Source organism: Rhodococcus sp. UFZ-B548, assembly GCF_903819475.1.
In the GTDB taxonomy this organism is placed as follows: Bacteria; Actinomycetota; Actinomycetes; order Mycobacteriales; family Mycobacteriaceae; genus Rhodococcus_F; species Rhodococcus_F erythropolis.
The window spans coordinates 1-15,776 of the sequence record NZ_CAIJDS010000059.1; the positions used below are offsets into that span (position 1 = coordinate 1).

Below are 15,776 nucleotides of genomic sequence, written 5' to 3' on the forward strand. Positions count from 1 at the left end.
TCCAGCATCGGGACGATCTCGGCGACCGCGCTACACCACTATCCGGGACTCAACTCACCCACACTTCGGACATCTGCAAGTTATCTCAGAATATGGTCGTAAAAAGTCTGTGCGCAGTAGTTGAGCAACACGGAATGAATGTTCACTGATACATTCCCGATCATGGTCACCTCTGGGCAACATCGGGAATGAATGTTCACTGATACATTCCCGATCATGGTCACCTCTGGGCAACATCGATGCCCATCGGCATCCGCCTTCCCATATTGGGTTTCGGTAGACGCAGAAACCACACTCGGGTGGCGTCTCGCCGTTGATCGTCGCCCATGCCCGCCCCGCGCCCACTGATCCTGCGCGAGGGCGATCGCGGTCGCGTTCAGGAGGTCTCGGCTTCGGATTCCTCGTCGCGTGACGCGGTGATGCGCGCACAGATCGTTTTGTTGGCCGCCGACGGTCACTCGAACACCGCGATCGCCAAGGAGTTGGGCATCTCGCGTCCCACGGTGACCTCCTGGCGCACTCGCTACGCCGAGCACGGAATGGACGGGCTGGTCGATGCTCCGAAACCGGGCCGTCCTCGCGTCGTCAAATCGCACACGATCATCTCCATGCTTCTGACCGCACCGCCAGAAAAGTTCGAGGTTCCTCATTGGAGCTCTCGCCTGCTGGCGCAACACCTGCAAATCAGTAAGACGACAGTGCAGGCGGCGTGGAAGGAATACGGCGTCAAACCCGGCGGGCCGGACAGATTCACCTTCGCGACCGTCCCGGCGTTCTCCGCGACGGTTACTGCGGTTGTCGACCTGCATATCGGGCCGCAGGGCAACGCGATCATCCTGGCGGTAGCCGGCACACCCGGCCGAGCTGAACAGGCGCCGCTCCACTCCGCGGTGCGCCTTCAGCAGTTTCATTGCTACCTCCGGCGCAGAGACATGCTCCTGGCCGCCGATTCGCACATCGCGACGGGCTCGACCTTCGGGCAACTACCCCACCCCTCCCCCGACGAGGGCATCGCTGCGTTCTGCCGACGAGGTGCGACGACGAATCAGGATCAGCGGCTGCACGTGGTCTTCGACGCCGACACCGAGCATCTCGAATCGGTCCGATCAGCACTGTCCACGCACCCGCACGTTCGAACCCACCACACACCGACACCGACTACGTGGCTGCACCTCGTCGACATCTGGATGGCCATCGCCGAACACCGCCACCCATCGACAGACCCAGCCCCACTTCGTGTTTCCGGTACGCGCGAAAAGGATTGAAGCCTTCCCGAACGCACGGATACTCACGCTCCGCGCACTCGTCGTCATCCCCGCCTGGGGTCGTCAGACACGCGGCACGTGCGCCCCTTCCGTCCTTTGGCACACGGGGAGGTAGCTGGAGATCTGCCACCTGTTCGTGATGATCGGAACTTCCGGTGAGCTGCTGACATGCGAATATCCGAAACGGCCGCCCTCGCAGGGGGAGGTCCTTCGTCCTTTGCTTGGTGTGATCTGACTCTCGAGTAAGTCCAATCGGTTGCCGATTGTTTGCCTGATGTCGTTCACTGAAGGTACGAAAATCCGACAAACCGGGTTTACGAGGCTTTCGGGTTCAGGCATTCGGCCGGGACCAGGACGAGAGAAGAGGAACTTTCCCATGGCTCGTATATATAAAACTGTTGCTGCTCTTGCGATCCCGGTGGCTGCGGGGGCTGTGGTTGTTGCCGGTGCCGGGTCCGCAACCGCTGCGACTCCGATCTCCGGAAACGGGTATGCCGGTGTCATTCTCGATCACCACGAGACGCAGGCCGCCGGCCAGATCAATGCGGGCAATCTGATCAACGCCGCGTTCGGGGACGGCTGGACAGTCGGGTTGCCGAATGATTCGATCTGGAACACCGGGGGCTGGACCCCGGTGACCGGCGATCAGTTCGTCGACGAAGCAGCAGCGCATCCCTTCGGTGTCGTCGGGCTTTATCTCATCGACCCTGCGATCAATCAGGGGAACATCTTCTACGCCGTCAGCGCCTGGTAAAGAGCCGGAGCCAGGTACGGCGCGGTGACTGGTGATGGGCGACCAGTACCTCGGTGCTGCGGGGTTCCTCATCGCGGGCATCGCGGCAGCATTACGGTTCGCGGTCCTCGTGATCGACGATCCGGACGATCGTCGGCTGGTGACGGACCTGTCCGTCCCGGCAGCGGCGATCGGTGTCACCCTGTTCGCCGTGGGGATCGTGTGCGGGTGCTGAAATCGCACACGCTACACATCGTGAGAGTTGGTGCCGGGTCCGGTTTGGCGCGCTCTTGCCGAGTTCGCGTTCGAACGAGTGGGCTCGCCTGTGACGTTGACCTTCAACAGGATCGGGGACTGCTGATGGACGCTCCGCAAGTGTTCGCCCTCGGAGCCGTCGGTGGTGGGCTTGTGTCGCTGGCGTTGCAGATCACCGCGCTGTTCGTCGGCCGCGGCAGTCGGCGGAGCGTGTTCGTTCGCGCCGCCAACGGCAGCGCCGCTCTTGCGCTGGTGCTGGCGGCCGTTGTCCTGTTTCTCTGATCTTGTCGCGCCGACAGGGACATGTCGAATGAAAACTGTGAGGAATCAAGGAAGTTTCGATGAACACACCCGCCACGCACGGCCGGCGATCGACCGGAGCTGCCTTCGCCGCTGCCATGTCGACTCTTCTGCTCTCGGGATGCTCGAGCGCCTCGGTGGATCCGGACACCGAGGACAGGCAACCACTGAAGATGTCCACCGATTCCGAGCAGATCACCGCGCTCATCGAATCTCACCTCGCTGCACTGCGTACCGGCTCGGTGGACGATGCCGCTACCAGAACCTGCCCGCAGAAGCAGACACTCACCGCCGAAGGTGCGTTGCCGGCGATCACCCTCGGCACCGTCTAGGACATCACCGTCCGGAGTACGGAGGTATCGGCGACGGTGCGCGGCCACACCACCACCGACCCCTATGCCCGCACCGATACCGCTGTCAGCGCAGTGCTGACGTTGACGCCGACGAGCGGTCGGTGGCTGATCTGCTGACCGCCATACCTGCCGACGAGCGCACCAGCTGCGTGCGGAATGTCGAAAGAAAAGAAACGGAGTCGGTGATGGTAGGACGGATGACGGAGGACAGTGTTTTCCAGGTCCGTCTCAACGAGTGGTTCGCCGCCGCTGATCGGCGGCTGACGAACGCTGCGATAGCGAAAGGTCTTCTGGCACGGAGGATGCCGGATCTCGACGCCGTACCTCTCCCAGTTGCGTACCGGGGTCCGCACGAGCCCCTCCGATGAGGTGGTGGCCGCGTTGGCCGGCTACTTCGGCGTCTCACCCGGCGACTTCTCCACCATCCCCTGGTCCGGTGATTGCGTCCGTGTGCAAGGTGAGGACGCGGAGATCCTGGACTGTCTCGACGATGCGGCGATCAAGGTGCTGTTGGCGGCAGTGAACGGGCTCTCCGCAGCCTCACTGCAACTGCTCGTCGACATCGCCACCAAACTCCGGATTTCCGATCATCACCCGCCCGTCCCGGCGGATGCACCGTCGTACGCGCGCCTGACCGAAGCAGAACCCCTACCCCGCCGCACCACCGCACTCACCTAGACATTCCGGCCGCACACGCACACCCGTGCATCGATCGGTTGCCAGATAATCACTGGCAGCCGGTCCAGGTGTCACGGTTTCGTAATCATGAGTCCCGTCACACCTCGAGTCGGAACAAACCTGTTGGCCTGGAAGGCGTGCTCCAGTTTGTTGTGAACGGATCAACCCCAGAAGATCGGGTCCCCACTACTGTCGATGGATCCAGCAAATCCTGAATGTGCTGACTCGGCGCCAAGAATTGGTAGCGATGAGACTTGAGGTCCCGGTCCCGCCAAGACGCCAGTGATGCTCAGAACGATGCGGTGCCAGGCAACGCGCCCATCGCGCGTATGCCCGCAAGCAGGACAAAAGTTCCGCAGGATGCCCGGAGCGATTCCAGATCGAATCCGCAGTAGGCAGCGCAAGGAGGGGTCCTAGCGTCTGGTAAAGCGGCTCCGGTACGAGGTCGGGGTCGTGGAAAAGGTTGCGATGAAATTCTGCCGGAAGGTCACCGGACTGCCGAAGCCACAGGATTCGGCTATACGGGCAATGCTCCAACTGGTGGTTTCCAACAGCTGTCGAGCATCGTCGAGTCGCCGGCCCAGCACCCAACGCGCCGGAGAGAGCCCCGTCAACTCTTTGAACCTTCGTGTGAAATTGCGTTTACTCATGGTGGCGTGGGCCGCCAAGCTCTCGACCTCGAGGTCCTGGTCCAGGTTCGCCAGTGCCCACTCGATGGTTCTTCCCAGCGGGCCGTCCAAGTCAGGATCCCGTAACGGGCGGGCAATGTATTGCGCCTGATCTCCTTCTCGGTGTGGCGCAACGACAATATGGCGTGCCACGGCAGCTGCCGAAGCCGAGCCCAGATGCCTCCGCACGATGTGCAGGCAGGCATCCAGCGCTGAGGCTGTTCCGGCGGAGGTGAGCACGTCGCCGTGGTCGATATAGAGCGCTGCGTCGTTGAATTCCACGGCATTCGACTTGGCGGCCATGGCCTGTGCCGCTTCCCAATGGGTCACCGCCGTGCGGCCGTCCAGCACGCCGCTGCACGCCACCGGATAAGCACCCAAACACAGGCCTGCAATCATCGCTCCCCGCCCATGCGATTGTCGGATGAGCCGAAGCAAGTCCCCGGAGGGATCCTGGAGCTGCGAGAGCCAAGACGGGAAAACTACGAGGTCGGCCTCGGTGGCAATCTCCGGTCCTGAGACCTCACTGATCAGGTGGCCCTCCACGCTACGCACAGGCTGGCCCACCTCGGTAAAGATTCTTGTCTCCCAGTCGTCGGCAAGGCCTAGTCGAGTTACTTCGTCGAATACGAGCAGCGGGGCAGCCAGATGGAACAGGGTCATTCCGTCGAAGGCATGGATGGCGATCTTCACCTTGGCCTATTTTCATCGAAAGTATGCGTATGCGCCACTCACGGTACCAGTGACGGCATCACCAAGATGGAATCACCAAACCGAACAACCAACGAAGTGGAGCCCACCGTGTCTGAATTGCGCCGAGCACTCGTTATTGTCGACGTCCAGAACGAGTACTTTGCAGTAGGAGGCCCACTGGAGATCCAGTACCCGGACCGCAACGAATCCCTGGCCAACATCACCCGCGCCATCGACTTTGCCGAAGAGACAGGGATGCCGATCGCCGTGGTTCAGCACCAGCACCCGGCCGGGGCACCGGTCTTCGCCGAGGGCTCCGAAGGCTGGGAACTGCACCCGGAGATTTCCTCCCGCCGCAAGGATTCGTGGAAGCACGTCATCAAGAGCTACGCCAGCGTCTTCGCCGGCACCGACTTCGAGGCCTGGCTTCGAGAAAACCAGGTGGACTCCATCACTGTGGTCGGCTACATGACCAACAACTGCGACCTGGCCTCCGCCTCAGCAGCCGAACCGCTGGGCTTCGGAGTAGAGCTGCTGTCCGACGCCAGCGGGGCGATCCACCTGGCCAACGAACTAGGTCAGGTCAACGCGCAGCAACTGCACGAAACCTTGCTGGTGCTGGTGCACTCCAACTTTGCCGCCGTTGCCACCACGAACGACTGGGTGCGGGCCGTCGAGGCCGGAATCGCGCTCCCCAAGGGCGACCTGGGATCCTCCGCCATGCACGGACGGGCGACGTTCGCGCCGGTCGCCTGATCAACTCGAAGCCCTTGTTCTGAGGCTTGGGGCTGTGCCGGAGCATCCCGGATATAGCCCCAAGGAAATCCCCACGAGGGAAGTCCCACGAGTGACTTGAAGAAAGCCTCGACTCGAGCTTCGAGTAGCAGCACCAAAGCATCGTGGCAGCAGTTCAAAATCGAACAACTGTGCAGTAAAACAGGTTTGAAGTGTTCAGCGCTGAATGCAAACATCGAGCCGACCCGCGCTGAGCAGGACTCTGAAAGACTCCCTGCACTCTGATCCCGCCCAGTCAGGCGATCCCTCACATCCACGGCCGAGCACTCCCTGCCCAAATAATTCCGTGAAAAACCTGCCAAACAATTCCAAGTCCCAGCGCTACGCGAGGGTTTCGGCCACCGACCAGAACCCGGAATTACAGCTGGACACATTGAATGCGGCCGCCTGTTTCCGTGTTTGGACAGACAAGGCATCAGGAGCGAAGATCGATCGTCCCGAGCTGGCCGCCACGACGGATGCATTGCGACCGGGCGACACACCGGTGGTACGGCGGTTGGACCGCCTCGGGCGAAGCCTTCCCACTTGCTGGAAACGGTCGCCCACCTCGAATCGATCGACGTCGGGTTCACCTCTCCGACCGAAGAAATCAACACCACCACTTCCGGCGACCGGCTGAGCTTCACGATCTTCGGCATCCTCGTCGAGTTCGCGCAAAATCTGTTGAGGGAGAGAATCTTTGCAGTTTGGAAGCAGCCAAAAGACACGGGCGCACAGGCGGGAGACCGCCCGTCCTCGATGACAAACAGAAGGCCATCGCTCGCAAGCCACCGTATCGGCATCCCTCGTGACGAGCACAGGTGCCAGCCGGTCCACGTCGCTGAACGCCCCTCCAGAAAAGGCCAGTGGTCGGGAGTCCCTTGGTGGTTCCCACGTTCACTGCAGACCGATCGAGGAGGAGGTGCCCGTATTGACGCGTTTCGGCGCAACTCCCACGCGATCGTCGAGGGACTACAGCTCGAATCGATTACGAACCACTAGCCCATCCTTCAATGACCCTCTCCGACATCACTGCTCGGGGCGGGCCCATCCTAGAGCCGGGCCCAGCTTCGTAGCGATGTCCGTCAGGATCTGCACGTAATCCTCATTGTCGAAACTGAACGGCAAAGCGAAAGCCACCTCGTCAACAGCACGAAAGGATGCGTTGTCATAGAGCATGTCCGCGATCTCGTCCGAAGTGCCGACAAGGTCTGGTGCGAACATCATCCGCGCAGGTCCCTGCGGCTGTGTCGTGCGAGCGAGCCTGCTCTGCGCATAGTCTCGATATTTGGAAGTCTGCTCATTCGACGCGGAGTCCGTCGGAATGACCACCAAGCCCTGCGACACCCGAGCTGTCTCACCATCACGATGACGGGCACGGAATCGTTGGATGTGCGAGAGCTGGATCTCGTCGAAGCCCGTCGACTCCTCGGCTTTGACAACGCTACTCACCAAGAGATTCAGCCCCGTTGCACCTGCCCACTCCGCGGACCGCACACTCGCCCCGCCGTACCACATGCGACTTCGTAGACCCGGCGAATGCGGCTGCGCCTTATCGGAGAACTGTTCCATTCCCTCGGTGCCGCTCCACCCCGACACCGGTTGCCCTTCGACAGCGCGAAGAAGCCGATGCACGCGTTCATAGCTGAAGTCCTCGCGATCTGCCGTAGCCGGATAGAGAGCAGACTTGACCCGTTCGTACTGCATTGGTGGGCCCACGCTGGCGCCGGCGTTCACCCGACCACCGGACAGAACGTCGACTGTCGCGAGATCCTCCGCCAACCGAAGCGGGTTCTCCCAGCCCAGCGGAGTCACCGCGGTTCCCAGCGAGATCCTGCGGGTGCGTTGCGATGCGGCTGCCATCACGGCGACCGGCGAAGAGATCCCGAACTGTAAGTGCCGATGCCGCAGCCACGCACTGTCGAACCCGAGTTGCTCGCCCAGTTCGATGATCGCAAGAGTTGACTCGTGGCCGAGTTCGGGTCGATGCTCGTCGAACAGACCGATCGTCAAAAACCCTAGCTTCTGTAAAGGTGTCGAACGTGCAGGCATGAAGCCCCTCATATCGAAGAAGGAATGATGTGTGTAAAACTCTCAATAATGGCGAAAGATCCTCCACCATGCAACAACTCGACCAGTTCATTCTCGGCGCCCACCCGGCGACCATGACATCATCTGACCGGACCTGCGCTCCGACATGCGTTGCGACCCCGGCCGCGTCGGAATTCGGACGTAAATGTTGAACCGGACTCCCACAAGTGAGCCCCCGTAAGATTATCGACACAACGCCAGCCATCCATCACCGGCTTCGCAGCCCGTCTCCAAGAAGGACTCGACGAAACGCCGACAGACCTCGCAGCCTCCTCACCATGGCCGATTTTCGTCCTGGGCTTCGGCCCCGCGCTACAACGTGAATGACATCGAACACCGATAGTGATGTGAGATTCCCCCGTTTCCCCGGAGACTTCCGAACCGTATTTGATCGTGGAGACCAAGGAAGGACATCACTGTGGGAACGAGTAAGTATCCGCCGGAGCTGCGTAAGCGGGCTTTGACTCCGGGGACTGGACACGGGGTTTGTGATCAAGCGGCTTGCTGCACGCTATCGGATGTGTGGTCGGTTTCGTAGTCGGCGGGGCTGAGATAGTTGCAGTACGAGTGCCGTCGTCGGGTGTTGTAGCGGGCGATCCACCGGAACACCGCGAGCCTTGCCGCCCGAGGTGATTCCCAGCGGGCTGCGCCTTGCAGCGTTTCGCGTTTGAGTGTCGCATTGAACGACTCGGCCAGGGCATTGTCGATGCGAAATTCTTTGAGATGTATTGACTTCCGTGATCAGCATGGAACACTGCACCGGCAAGACTGCGGCGTGTCAGTGCTGCGGCGCCCAAAGCGTTCTCGACGAGTTCGGTGCGCATGTGCTCGGCGATCGACCACCCGACCAGTCGGCGGGAGAAACAGTCGATCACCGCGGCCAAATACAAGAACTCACCGGCATGGCAGATACGGGAGATCCGCACCTCATACGACTTCACCGGCACCCACGGATTCCCACGGGTATTGCTGGAGTAGTGCGGGCGCCGGATGCGGGTCAGCCGTCAACATGTCGAGCGGATCACGCGCGAGAACGGGTTGCGCGGGGCCTATCTGCACAAAGGACGGAATCGTGGGTCGAGCATGCAGGATCTGCGGCACATCGCCGCCCTGGACCTGCTGGAGCGGAACTTCACCTCGACCGCACCCAACACCAAGTGGGACGCGGATCCTCACCGGCGAGAAAGTGGTGTGGCTGGCAAGTGTACGTGATGCGTTCTCCAGCAAGGTGGTGGGCTGGAGGTGCGGTCCGCGTCCGGACACCGATCTTGTTCTCTCAGTGCTCGACTACGCCCTGTTCTCCCGCGACGTCCGCGCGGCGGAGAGTCAATTTTCCACAGCGGCAAGGGGCGCTGATGTCCGTCGGCTCGGCTCACCCAGCGGCTCGTCGACGGGGCATCGCCCCGTCGACCGGAAGTGTCGGTGACAGCTTCGACAACGTCCTCGCCGAAAACCCGGGCCCCTCCTGCACGAGATGTTCGGGGGCGGGTCGACACTCACGGTTGAGTTGATCTACTGGCCTTCAAAGACTTTCGCCGCACGGCCCGAGGCGGAGGCGGCGTTGTTCCGCTATATCGACGTCTGGTACGACCCGCGCAGGATCCAGGCCGGCTGGGGTGGACTCTCACCCGACGAGTACGAACAGATTTAGCACGATCGACCAGATCGACAGGAAGCAGATGCCATCGAATCCTAGCTCACCGGAGTCAGATCGAAATTCTCCGGCGAAACGGGGGAATCTCAGTCCAGGGTATCGAGCGCCTTCCGTCTCGTGGTGCGGTGACCCGGATTCCGTGCGAGTCGTGTGTTCAACCCCATACGTCAACGCTGGAACTGGCCTGCAGTTCGGATCCAGGGTTCTGGGCAAACGATTCGGATAGGCAAGAATTGGCCTTGAAAGAAGGGGGTGGGTTTGTCGTCGTTGGGGTTGGTGTACCGGGCTGGAGGAAATGCGCCGACCCGGCACACCCGGTATGCCGATCAACTCCCCAGTTTCGGTATGCGATTCCGGTGGTCCACTGATCCGGATACGACGGACCAGCGGACCGGTGCGCGCCGACGGCCGCCACCTCTCGATACCGACACGCAGTTCGGGTGGCCCACCGACGTGGATGTGAGTGTCAACTGTCGGTGGGCCGTGCGCGTAGACGAGCCCTTGATTTCCCGCCGACGCGCCGTTTTGTGAGACCTCGCCGGATCTACAGAGTGACTTGCGCTCCGGCGAGGCTGCGTCGCCGCAACCCAGCCGAGTGTCGACAACAGCCTTCGCAGAATATGTGCACTGGGTGCCGGATACCAGTCTTCGTGGAGTCACAGATATCCAAGGAGTGAACTATCCCCAATTCACCCACAGCACTTGAGGGTTACTCAGTTCATTCAGATTCCGGTGGCCCGCCATTGTTGATCGTCAGTATCGACTCAGGCGGGCCGTGTACGTCCGAACCGACGGAGGTGGACGCACCGGCGACGCTACTTCACGCGATGAAGCAATGCGAAACATCGCCGGTGCGCTCACACTGGCATGGATGTATTGGAGAACAATATTCTTCGCACCAGCCTCTGAACGAAAGCCTGGAGGGTCGCTCGCAGACTCACCGAAGCAAACCGCGGCGTCGGATGCATCGATCGAACCAACAAGAACAAACTCTACTGCGCTTTCGCCGAGAGCGAGACTACAGGGAATGATTGCGCTCACAATGATCGAAAGTGCTGCACAGTAAAGCAATTGCCGTACCAATGTCAACACCGATCGACCGCGCCGTCGTTGCCGTCGCCCCGGCGGCGAGTGCGCCGCCGATCATCTACCGGTCGCGTTGAATGACAGATTCAACGCCACGCCAGACGATCTGCCCGGCCACCGACCTGATGACGCGCACGATGGGAGCACCAACTGGGCTTCTCACTACCCCGGTGCAACTGAAGTTCCGGTCGACGAATCCGGCAAGGCACACAGGCAGCCCCGCGCCTTTTCGTCATGCAGTCCAAACAGTGTTGTTGTGCTTCATTTTTCGTCGGGATCTGCCCGCTCGTGCAGCGCGGCGATGGTCTCGCCGTTGGTTCGCGCCCACGCCGTCAAAGCTCTGATGGGCTCCTCGAGCGTGCGCCCCAACTCGGTCAGGCTGTATTCGACGCGTGGTGGGGCTTCGGCGTACACCTGGCGTGCAACGAGTCCGTGGTCCTGAAGTCGGCGCAGTGTCTGCGTGAGTACCTTGCGTGAGATCCCGCCGATCAGCTCCGCCAACTCGCCGTGCCGAAGTGGACCGTCGCTCAGCCCGAACACAGTGACCACAGCCCACTTGGTGGCGATGATCTCGATGGCCAGCCTCGCGGGGCAATCGGCAAGGAACACGCTACCGGGACGAAGACTCATATTCCGAAGGGTACCCGCTGGTACCTATCGGCCTTCTAGTGTCATATGCATGCCATTGACTGCTCTTCAATGCCGACATCGACATCGACATCTACTCCCCCGTCGACATGACTTCAGCGGAGACCCTGTGCGCCGTATCCGGGACATCGTGAACTACGGCGCCACAGCAAATCAGCTCGGAATCAACGTGTTCGATGCCGGAGAGCACCACACGTCTCGATTCGTCATGCCCTCACCTGCGGTCGTCCTTGCCGCCGTCGCTGCCCGCACCTCGCCCATCACCCTCGCCAGCGCAACCTCGGTGCTAAACGTGCTAGATCCGGCCGCTCTGATTTCGCGCAACTCGACCTGGCCTCAGCTGGGCGAGCGGAGATCACCGCAGTTCGTAGGGCTTACGCCGAGCCGTTCGACTTCTTCGGCGTCCACGGCGGGCAGTACGACGACGTGTTCGCCGAGAAGCTGGACCTGTTGCGCATAACCACCACCGAAGAGGTCGCCGCATGGGCAGTGCGCTTCCGGACTTCGCTCGATCGGGCGACTGTCATTCCCCGATTGGGCGACACTGCCGGTGAGGGTAGGGAGCGGAGGTTCGTGGACAGCGCCGGCCACGCAGGCCGTGCGGGTCTGCCCATGACGTTGGCGGATCTCGGCAGCAGTGCGGCACGGGCCACGCCCGGCGGTCGACCTATACCGGCCGTCAGCAGAGGCTGCAGGGCACCCACGCTCCACGCTGGGAGTGGGCTTGCGAGCCATCTGCACGCGGGCGGCACCTCGCAGGGTGGCCGAGAAACCTTTTACCTGCGCTACCGCTCCTACTTCGCCGCGGGCCACGGGACGCATCTCGACCGGCGAGTTTCGACGCGATGGCCAGCCCAGACGAAGTCCTGTCGGTCGACAGCACCTAAGATCACGGAAATGGTTGCCGTGCAACATCAGTTGCTCGGTGCGAGTCGCTTCATCGGACTGACCGACCTCGGCGAATTACCGCGCACCGCCGTCCCGAAGTCGATCGAAAGGCTCGCCAACGGCGTCGCCCCCGCGGTGCGCCGGCGGCTCGGGTCGACATCCGACAGTCGGCACATCGCGACCCGCAACTCGAACTCATACCATCGAACCTCGAAGCAGTAAAGGCCCTTTCATGTTCATCGCGTATGTCATTGTCGCCGCACTCTTGTCCGCGGTTCTCTTGTCCTCAGCCGCAGCCAAATTCACCCGACCGAACCGGCTGGTCGCACAGATGTCCACCCTTGCCCTGCCCGATAGCGTGCTGCCGTTTCTCGGCGTGGCGCAGATTGCCGGGGCGTGCGGCCTCATCGCCGGATCCTGTTGGGGACCAATGGGTATCGCTGCTGCGGTCGGTGTGACGCTCTACTTTCTCGGGGCAGTCACCGCACACCTACGTGTCAAAGACTTTCCCGGCATGCCCCCGGCAGCCGCACTCGCGGTCGTATCCGTAGTCGTCGGCCTCTTGCGTACTGCGACCCTCTGACCGCCGGTCGACGACGCCAGTCACGAAGACTTTCGCGACTGCGGCGAGCTCGGGCCAGCAGCGGCCACAGCCTAGTCGAGCCCTCAGGTCGTCCTTCCGACCGGCGTGGTGGTCCGGCGCCGGCAGCCATGGCCGCGGACGAGGCCGGACAGGCCCTCGTCCGTCACGATTCGGTCGACGGCACAGTTGCGTTCACACCGACAATCTTCCCTGCGGAAGAGGTCTATGCTCGGCTGCCCGTACATCTCTGCCTTAGCACTCTGATGCGGTCCAATTGACCCGGGCCGAAATGGCGTTCGAGGGTCGGTCCATCGAGCGGATGCTTGCCGTAGTGAGGCCTGCTATCCAGCTCGCCAGATCCTATCCGGCCAGCAGACCGGCAATCCCTGTCGCGTGGCGCCGAGTTCAGTTGCAGACAAAGCGATTTACGATGTCAGCTCCGCGCACTAAGGCCGAGATTCTTGCGCCGGCTCTGTGTCACGCCCGCCTGCCGCTTGCCGCTCCGTACCTAAAGGACTTTTTGGGTCCAGGCCTCGCACCAACCGTGCGAGAAGGGCGCCGAGCGTCGTTACCTCGTCGGCGGACAAGCAGCTCAATGCGAGGTCGCGGGCTGCGGCGCTTTGGATCGGCGCCGAATCACGCAGCCGACTACGCCCTGCCGTCGTGAGCTCGATGTCGAAGGCGCGTGAATCCTCAGTAGACCGGACGCGACGCACAAGGCCGCGCGTTTCGAGTCGCACGACGACCTTCGACATACGTGGCAAGGAGGCGTAGGTACGCTCAGCCATCTCACTGATCCGCAACGTGTGCTTCGGTGAGTCCAGCAGCGACATCAGCGCCCCGTACTCGAACAAAGTCAAGTCGACCGCCCGGAGACGCTGGTCCATCGATGGTGTGAATAGCTGGGACATCACCGTGAGTGCAATCCACAGTTCCGCCTCCGTATCACTCAATCCGGGTAGCCCTCTTGACATGTCAACGATCCTACCAAAGTAGTTGCACCTGCAACCGCTCTTCTATATAGTTGCCGGTGCAACCAAAATGTGGAGGGTGAATCGCAATGGCCCGTCGAGCTGTTTCATATACGGAATCGGATGGAGAGTTCACTCACAACGAGAAACGGAAGCCGCTCGCCTTTCTTTCGTGTGGACACTGACAGGATTCCCGGAAATCCGGCACACGGACCCAGCAGAGGCCTATGGACAGTCGATCGAACTGGTCGTCGCAGCGGAAGAAATTGGCATCGACGACGCGCACTTCCACGTACATCACTGTGCCGAGCAACTGACCGCACCATTCCCGCTCCTCGCTGCCGCAGCGGAACGCACCCGATAGCGCCAACCGACCAATCCACTCGAAAGGTATCCCCATGTTCGAGAACACCACTCATCTGATCGCCGCTGAAGTGCCGATCGTGTCCGTCAAACCCATCGCCGTGCCGAGCAACGCGCGAGGAACCGCCCTGCAGCTTCGGATATCCGCGCCCACGAGCGGGACCGATCTCCCCGTCATTCTGTTCTCCCACGGTTTCGGTGAGTCGATGGACGGATACGGTCCACTCACGGACTGGTGGGCATCGCACGGTTTCGTTGTCCTGCAGCCCACCTATCTCGACTCCCGCAGCGTGGGCCTCACCGAGGAGGACCCCCGGCGCGCCGGCATCTGGCGGCAACGCGCCAACGACGCGACCCGGATCCTTGACCACCTCGGCGAGATCCTCGACACCGTCCCGGGACTACGCGAACGCACCGACACCACGCGTATCGCCGCCGCCGGACACTCTTTCGGCGGCCAGACCACCGGAATCCTGCTCGGCCTCGGCGTCGTTGATCCAGATACCGGCGCCATCGTGTACTCCCGCGACGAGCGGGTGCGCGCCGGCGTTCTCATGGCCACGGCCGGACGCGGCAGCGACCTGTCACCGTTTGCCGCAGAGCACTTCCCGTTCATGAACCCGGTCTTCGACCGCATGACCGCACCTGCCCTCGTCGTCCTCGGCGACAAGGACGACTCACCGCTCAGTACCCGCGGCCCCGATTGGTCTGCCGACCCGTACACCGACAGCCCGGGCGAGAAGCACCTACTTACTCTGCACGGCGGCGAACACTCCCTCGGCGGCATTCCCGGCTACGACGTCCGCGAGACCACCGACGAGAACCCCGCGACGGTGCGACTGCTGCGCAAGACTGCAGCAGCCTTCCTCCTACATGCCCTCGAGCTCGATGACGCTCAATGGGAGTCGGCGCAGCGATCCATCGGCGGCAACGGAACCGACCTGGCACGGATGGAGTCGAAGCAATGACTCGGACCATAGCCCTCGAAGAACATGGTCACCCCCGAATCGAAACGCAAGGAATGTTACGAGCCTCCGCAAAAGATCTTCAGCGGCAACGGAATAGGAATATTGAGCCCGGCGCAAGGCGACCCCTACGCATCGTCTGTGAGATCACTGAGTGGACGCGACTGACTCCCGAGCAGCTCCAGACCGGGCGGGAGCGGGTGACGGTGCTCCTCGAAGAGCGAATGCGGCGAAATCCTCAACTGAGATGCGCACAGGACGACTGATGAACGCCTCGATCTGACAATCAACAGTCAGGAACTTGCCGTGAGCAGCAAACGTGAAGCGCCCGGCGCGGACACGAATCAGCCCTTCGAGGCTCAGTGTCTATCAGGCGCACGTAGTCGCCACCGGGCAAAGTTCGCCCCACTGACTCACTGCCGGACGACCGGACGCACCGGACGGCGGCGTGTACCGCGAATAACGCCCTGACTGAGGGCTTCTCAACTCCACCGGCCCGCCGAACAACTCCACCCGCCGCCGAACGAGAAGAAACCCGCTCACGCATTCCCCCAACGCATCCGCGCACACCGGCGCCGATGGGCCCACCAATCCGATCAACAAGCCGAAGACCACATCGTCCTCGCCGGCGACGACCGCCTTGTACGAACCGATCAACACCGCGTCCTCGGGAAACTGCCCGCGAAGCTGTCCCAACGCCTGCAGAAACCGTTCCCGACACATATCGACACTCACCACGCCCTCCCTCGCCCGGCACCCCGGGCACACCCAACGAATAGGCTATAACGATCACACCGTTGCCCCTCGC

20 protein-coding genes and 3 pseudogenes are annotated in these 15,776 nt (G+C 61.9%); 14 read left to right on the forward strand and 9 right to left on the reverse strand.

The window, feature by feature from the left end; genetic code table 11:
• Positions 1-326: 326 nt before the first annotated feature.
• The 5 genes from H7C86_RS31815 to H7C86_RS31835 all read left to right on the forward strand — a co-directional run bounded on the left by H7C86_RS31815 (position 327) and on the right by H7C86_RS31835 (position 2,885).
• The gene (locus H7C86_RS31815) at positions 327-1,265 is read left to right on the forward strand and encodes an IS630 family transposase (RefSeq protein ID WP_182262964.1); all 939 of its coding nucleotides are present in this window, start codon (positions 327-329) and stop codon (positions 1,263-1,265) included.
• 376 nt (positions 1,266-1,641) lie between these two features.
• Positions 1,642-2,019, forward strand: a complete 378-nt coding sequence (locus H7C86_RS31820; RefSeq protein WP_182262965.1) for a hypothetical protein — start codon at positions 1,642-1,644, stop codon at positions 2,017-2,019.
• Between the two features lie 34 nt (positions 2,020-2,053).
• Positions 2,054-2,233: a hypothetical protein gene (locus H7C86_RS31825; protein ID WP_182262966.1), complete on the forward strand. Its 180-nt coding sequence runs from the start codon at positions 2,054-2,056 to the stop codon at positions 2,231-2,233.
• A 125-nt stretch (positions 2,234-2,358) separates the two neighbouring features.
• Positions 2,359-2,535: a hypothetical protein gene (locus H7C86_RS31830; protein ID WP_182262967.1), complete on the forward strand. Its 177-nt coding sequence runs from the start codon at positions 2,359-2,361 to the stop codon at positions 2,533-2,535.
• A gap of 59 nt (positions 2,536-2,594) precedes the next feature.
• Positions 2,595-2,885, forward strand: a complete 291-nt coding sequence (locus H7C86_RS31835; protein ID WP_182262968.1) for a hypothetical protein — start codon at positions 2,595-2,597, stop codon at positions 2,883-2,885.
• Between the two features lie 62 nt (positions 2,886-2,947).
• On the opposite strand, the gene H7C86_RS31840 is transcribed toward H7C86_RS31835, so the two are convergent.
• Entirely contained in the window at positions 2,948-3,259 is a 312-nt protein-coding gene (locus tag H7C86_RS31840; protein ID WP_182262969.1) for a hypothetical protein, read from the reverse strand.
• A gap of 19 nt (positions 3,260-3,278) precedes the next feature.
• Here H7C86_RS31840 and H7C86_RS31845 point away from each other — a divergent pair, with 19 nt between their 5' ends.
• Positions 3,279-3,584 carry a hypothetical protein gene (locus tag H7C86_RS31845; RefSeq protein ID WP_182262970.1) on the forward strand — a complete coding sequence of 102 codons (306 nt, stop codon included), beginning with the start codon at positions 3,279-3,281 and terminating at the stop codon, positions 3,582-3,584.
• Positions 3,585-3,997: 413 nt separating this feature from the next.
• Here the strand turns inward: H7C86_RS31845 and H7C86_RS31850 are convergent, their stop codons facing one another.
• Positions 3,998-4,945 (reverse strand): GlxA family transcriptional regulator, encoded by a 948-nt coding sequence (locus H7C86_RS31850; protein ID WP_182262971.1) that lies wholly within the window; start codon positions 4,943-4,945, stop codon positions 3,998-4,000.
• A gap of 108 nt (positions 4,946-5,053) precedes the next feature.
• On the opposite strand from H7C86_RS31850, the gene H7C86_RS31855 reads away from it, so the two are divergent.
• Entirely contained in the window at positions 5,054-5,701 is a 648-nt protein-coding gene (locus H7C86_RS31855; protein WP_182262972.1) for an isochorismatase family protein, read from the forward strand.
• Between the two features lie 205 nt (positions 5,702-5,906).
• Positions 5,907-6,721 (forward strand): annotated as a pseudogene (locus H7C86_RS38015) (recombinase family protein).
• 27 nt (positions 6,722-6,748) lie between these two features.
• On the opposite strand, the gene H7C86_RS31865 reads toward H7C86_RS38015, so the two are convergent.
• The 3 genes and pseudogenes from H7C86_RS31865 to H7C86_RS31875 form a co-directional block, all read right to left on the reverse strand.
• Complete coding sequence (locus H7C86_RS31865) at positions 6,749-7,771, reverse strand: LLM class flavin-dependent oxidoreductase (protein ID WP_182262973.1); 1,023 nt, start codon at positions 7,769-7,771, stop codon at positions 6,749-6,751.
• A gap of 531 nt (positions 7,772-8,302) precedes the next feature.
• Positions 8,303-8,709 (reverse strand): annotated as a pseudogene (locus H7C86_RS31870) (transposase); the annotation flags it as partial.
• A 28-nt stretch (positions 8,710-8,737) separates the two neighbouring features.
• Positions 8,738-9,073, reverse strand: coding sequence for a hypothetical protein (locus H7C86_RS31875; protein ID WP_182262975.1), 336 nt, complete (start codon positions 9,071-9,073; stop codon positions 8,738-8,740).
• A gap of 211 nt (positions 9,074-9,284) precedes the next feature.
• On the opposite strand from H7C86_RS31875, the gene H7C86_RS38020 reads away from it, so the two are divergent.
• A complete protein-coding gene (locus H7C86_RS38020) occupies positions 9,285-9,461 on the forward strand; it encodes an IS3 family transposase (RefSeq protein WP_182262976.1) in 177 nt (58 codons plus the stop codon).
• Positions 9,462-10,811: 1,350 nt separating this feature from the next.
• Here H7C86_RS38020 and H7C86_RS31885 read toward each other — a convergent pair.
• A complete protein-coding gene (locus H7C86_RS31885) occupies positions 10,812-11,180 on the reverse strand; it encodes a helix-turn-helix domain-containing protein (protein WP_182262977.1) in 369 nt (122 codons plus the stop codon).
• A gap of 49 nt (positions 11,181-11,229) precedes the next feature.
• Between H7C86_RS31885 and H7C86_RS38025 the strand changes: the two are divergent.
• A pseudogene (locus H7C86_RS38025) lies at positions 11,230-11,499 on the forward strand (LLM class flavin-dependent oxidoreductase); the annotation flags it as partial.
• 35 nt (positions 11,500-11,534) lie between these two features.
• Here H7C86_RS38025 and H7C86_RS37565 read toward each other — a convergent pair.
• Entirely contained in the window at positions 11,535-12,020 is a 486-nt protein-coding gene (locus tag H7C86_RS37565; RefSeq protein WP_259349359.1) for a hypothetical protein, read from the reverse strand.
• A 75-nt stretch (positions 12,021-12,095) separates the two neighbouring features.
• Between H7C86_RS37565 and H7C86_RS31895 the strand changes: the two genes are divergently transcribed.
• Both H7C86_RS31895 and H7C86_RS31900 read left to right on the forward strand, forming a co-directional pair.
• A complete protein-coding gene (locus H7C86_RS31895) occupies positions 12,096-12,308 on the forward strand; it encodes a hypothetical protein (protein ID WP_182262979.1) in 213 nt (70 codons plus the stop codon).
• A 10-nt stretch (positions 12,309-12,318) separates the two neighbouring features.
• Positions 12,319-12,669, forward strand: a complete 351-nt coding sequence (locus tag H7C86_RS31900) for a DoxX family protein (protein WP_182262980.1) — start codon at positions 12,319-12,321, stop codon at positions 12,667-12,669.
• A 446-nt stretch (positions 12,670-13,115) separates the two neighbouring features.
• Here the strand turns inward: H7C86_RS31900 and H7C86_RS31905 are convergent, their stop codons facing one another.
• Positions 13,116-13,643, reverse strand: a complete 528-nt coding sequence (locus H7C86_RS31905) for a MarR family winged helix-turn-helix transcriptional regulator (protein ID WP_182262981.1) — start codon at positions 13,641-13,643, stop codon at positions 13,116-13,118.
• A gap of 169 nt (positions 13,644-13,812) precedes the next feature.
• On the opposite strand from H7C86_RS31905, the gene H7C86_RS31910 reads away from it, so the two are divergent.
• Both H7C86_RS31910 and H7C86_RS31915 read left to right on the forward strand, forming a co-directional pair.
• On the forward strand, positions 13,813-14,004 hold the full coding sequence (locus tag H7C86_RS31910; RefSeq protein WP_182262982.1) for a hypothetical protein: 192 nt from the start codon (positions 13,813-13,815) through the stop codon (positions 14,002-14,004).
• Between the two features lie 34 nt (positions 14,005-14,038).
• Positions 14,039-14,971 carry a chlorophyllase/cutinase-like alpha/beta fold protein gene (locus tag H7C86_RS31915; protein WP_182262983.1) on the forward strand — a complete coding sequence of 311 codons (933 nt, stop codon included), beginning with the start codon at positions 14,039-14,041 and terminating at the stop codon, positions 14,969-14,971.
• A 366-nt stretch (positions 14,972-15,337) separates the two neighbouring features.
• On the opposite strand, the gene H7C86_RS31920 is transcribed toward H7C86_RS31915, so the two are convergent.
• Entirely contained in the window at positions 15,338-15,703 is a 366-nt protein-coding gene (locus tag H7C86_RS31920) for a hypothetical protein (protein ID WP_182262984.1), read from the reverse strand.
• Positions 15,704-15,776: the final 73 nt, after the last annotated feature.

Excerpts from the sequence above, each read along its gene's own strand:
- H7C86_RS37565 (WP_259349359.1), bottom strand. The coding sequence starts at position 12,020 with ATGCGTCCCGTGGCCCGCGGCGAAGTAGGAGCGGTAGCGCAGGTAAAA.
- H7C86_RS31830 (WP_182262967.1), top strand. The coding sequence starts at position 2,359 with ATGGACGCTCCGCAAGTGTTCGCCCTCGGAGCCGTCGGTGGTGGGCTT.
- H7C86_RS31865 (WP_182262973.1), bottom strand. The coding sequence starts at position 7,771 with ATGCCTGCACGTTCGACACCTTTACAGAAGCTAGGGTTTTTGACGATC.
- H7C86_RS31835 (WP_182262968.1), top strand. The coding sequence starts at position 2,595 with ATGAACACACCCGCCACGCACGGCCGGCGATCGACCGGAGCTGCCTTC.
- H7C86_RS31820 (WP_182262965.1), top strand. The coding sequence starts at position 1,642 with ATGGCTCGTATATATAAAACTGTTGCTGCTCTTGCGATCCCGGTGGCT.
- H7C86_RS31895 (WP_182262979.1), top strand. The coding sequence starts at position 12,096 with ATGGTTGCCGTGCAACATCAGTTGCTCGGTGCGAGTCGCTTCATCGGA.
- H7C86_RS38020 (WP_182262976.1), top strand. The coding sequence starts at position 9,285 with ATGTTCGGGGGCGGGTCGACACTCACGGTTGAGTTGATCTACTGGCCT.
- H7C86_RS31915 (WP_182262983.1), top strand. The coding sequence starts at position 14,039 with ATGTTCGAGAACACCACTCATCTGATCGCCGCTGAAGTGCCGATCGTG.
- H7C86_RS31825 (WP_182262966.1), top strand. The coding sequence starts at position 2,054 with ATGGGCGACCAGTACCTCGGTGCTGCGGGGTTCCTCATCGCGGGCATC.
- H7C86_RS31905 (WP_182262981.1), bottom strand. The coding sequence starts at position 13,643 with ATGTCAAGAGGGCTACCCGGATTGAGTGATACGGAGGCGGAACTGTGG.
- H7C86_RS31815 (WP_182262964.1), top strand. The coding sequence starts at position 327 with ATGCCCGCCCCGCGCCCACTGATCCTGCGCGAGGGCGATCGCGGTCGC.
- H7C86_RS31885 (WP_182262977.1), bottom strand. The coding sequence starts at position 11,180 with ATGAGTCTTCGTCCCGGTAGCGTGTTCCTTGCCGATTGCCCCGCGAGG.
- H7C86_RS31900 (WP_182262980.1), top strand. The coding sequence starts at position 12,319 with ATGTTCATCGCGTATGTCATTGTCGCCGCACTCTTGTCCGCGGTTCTC.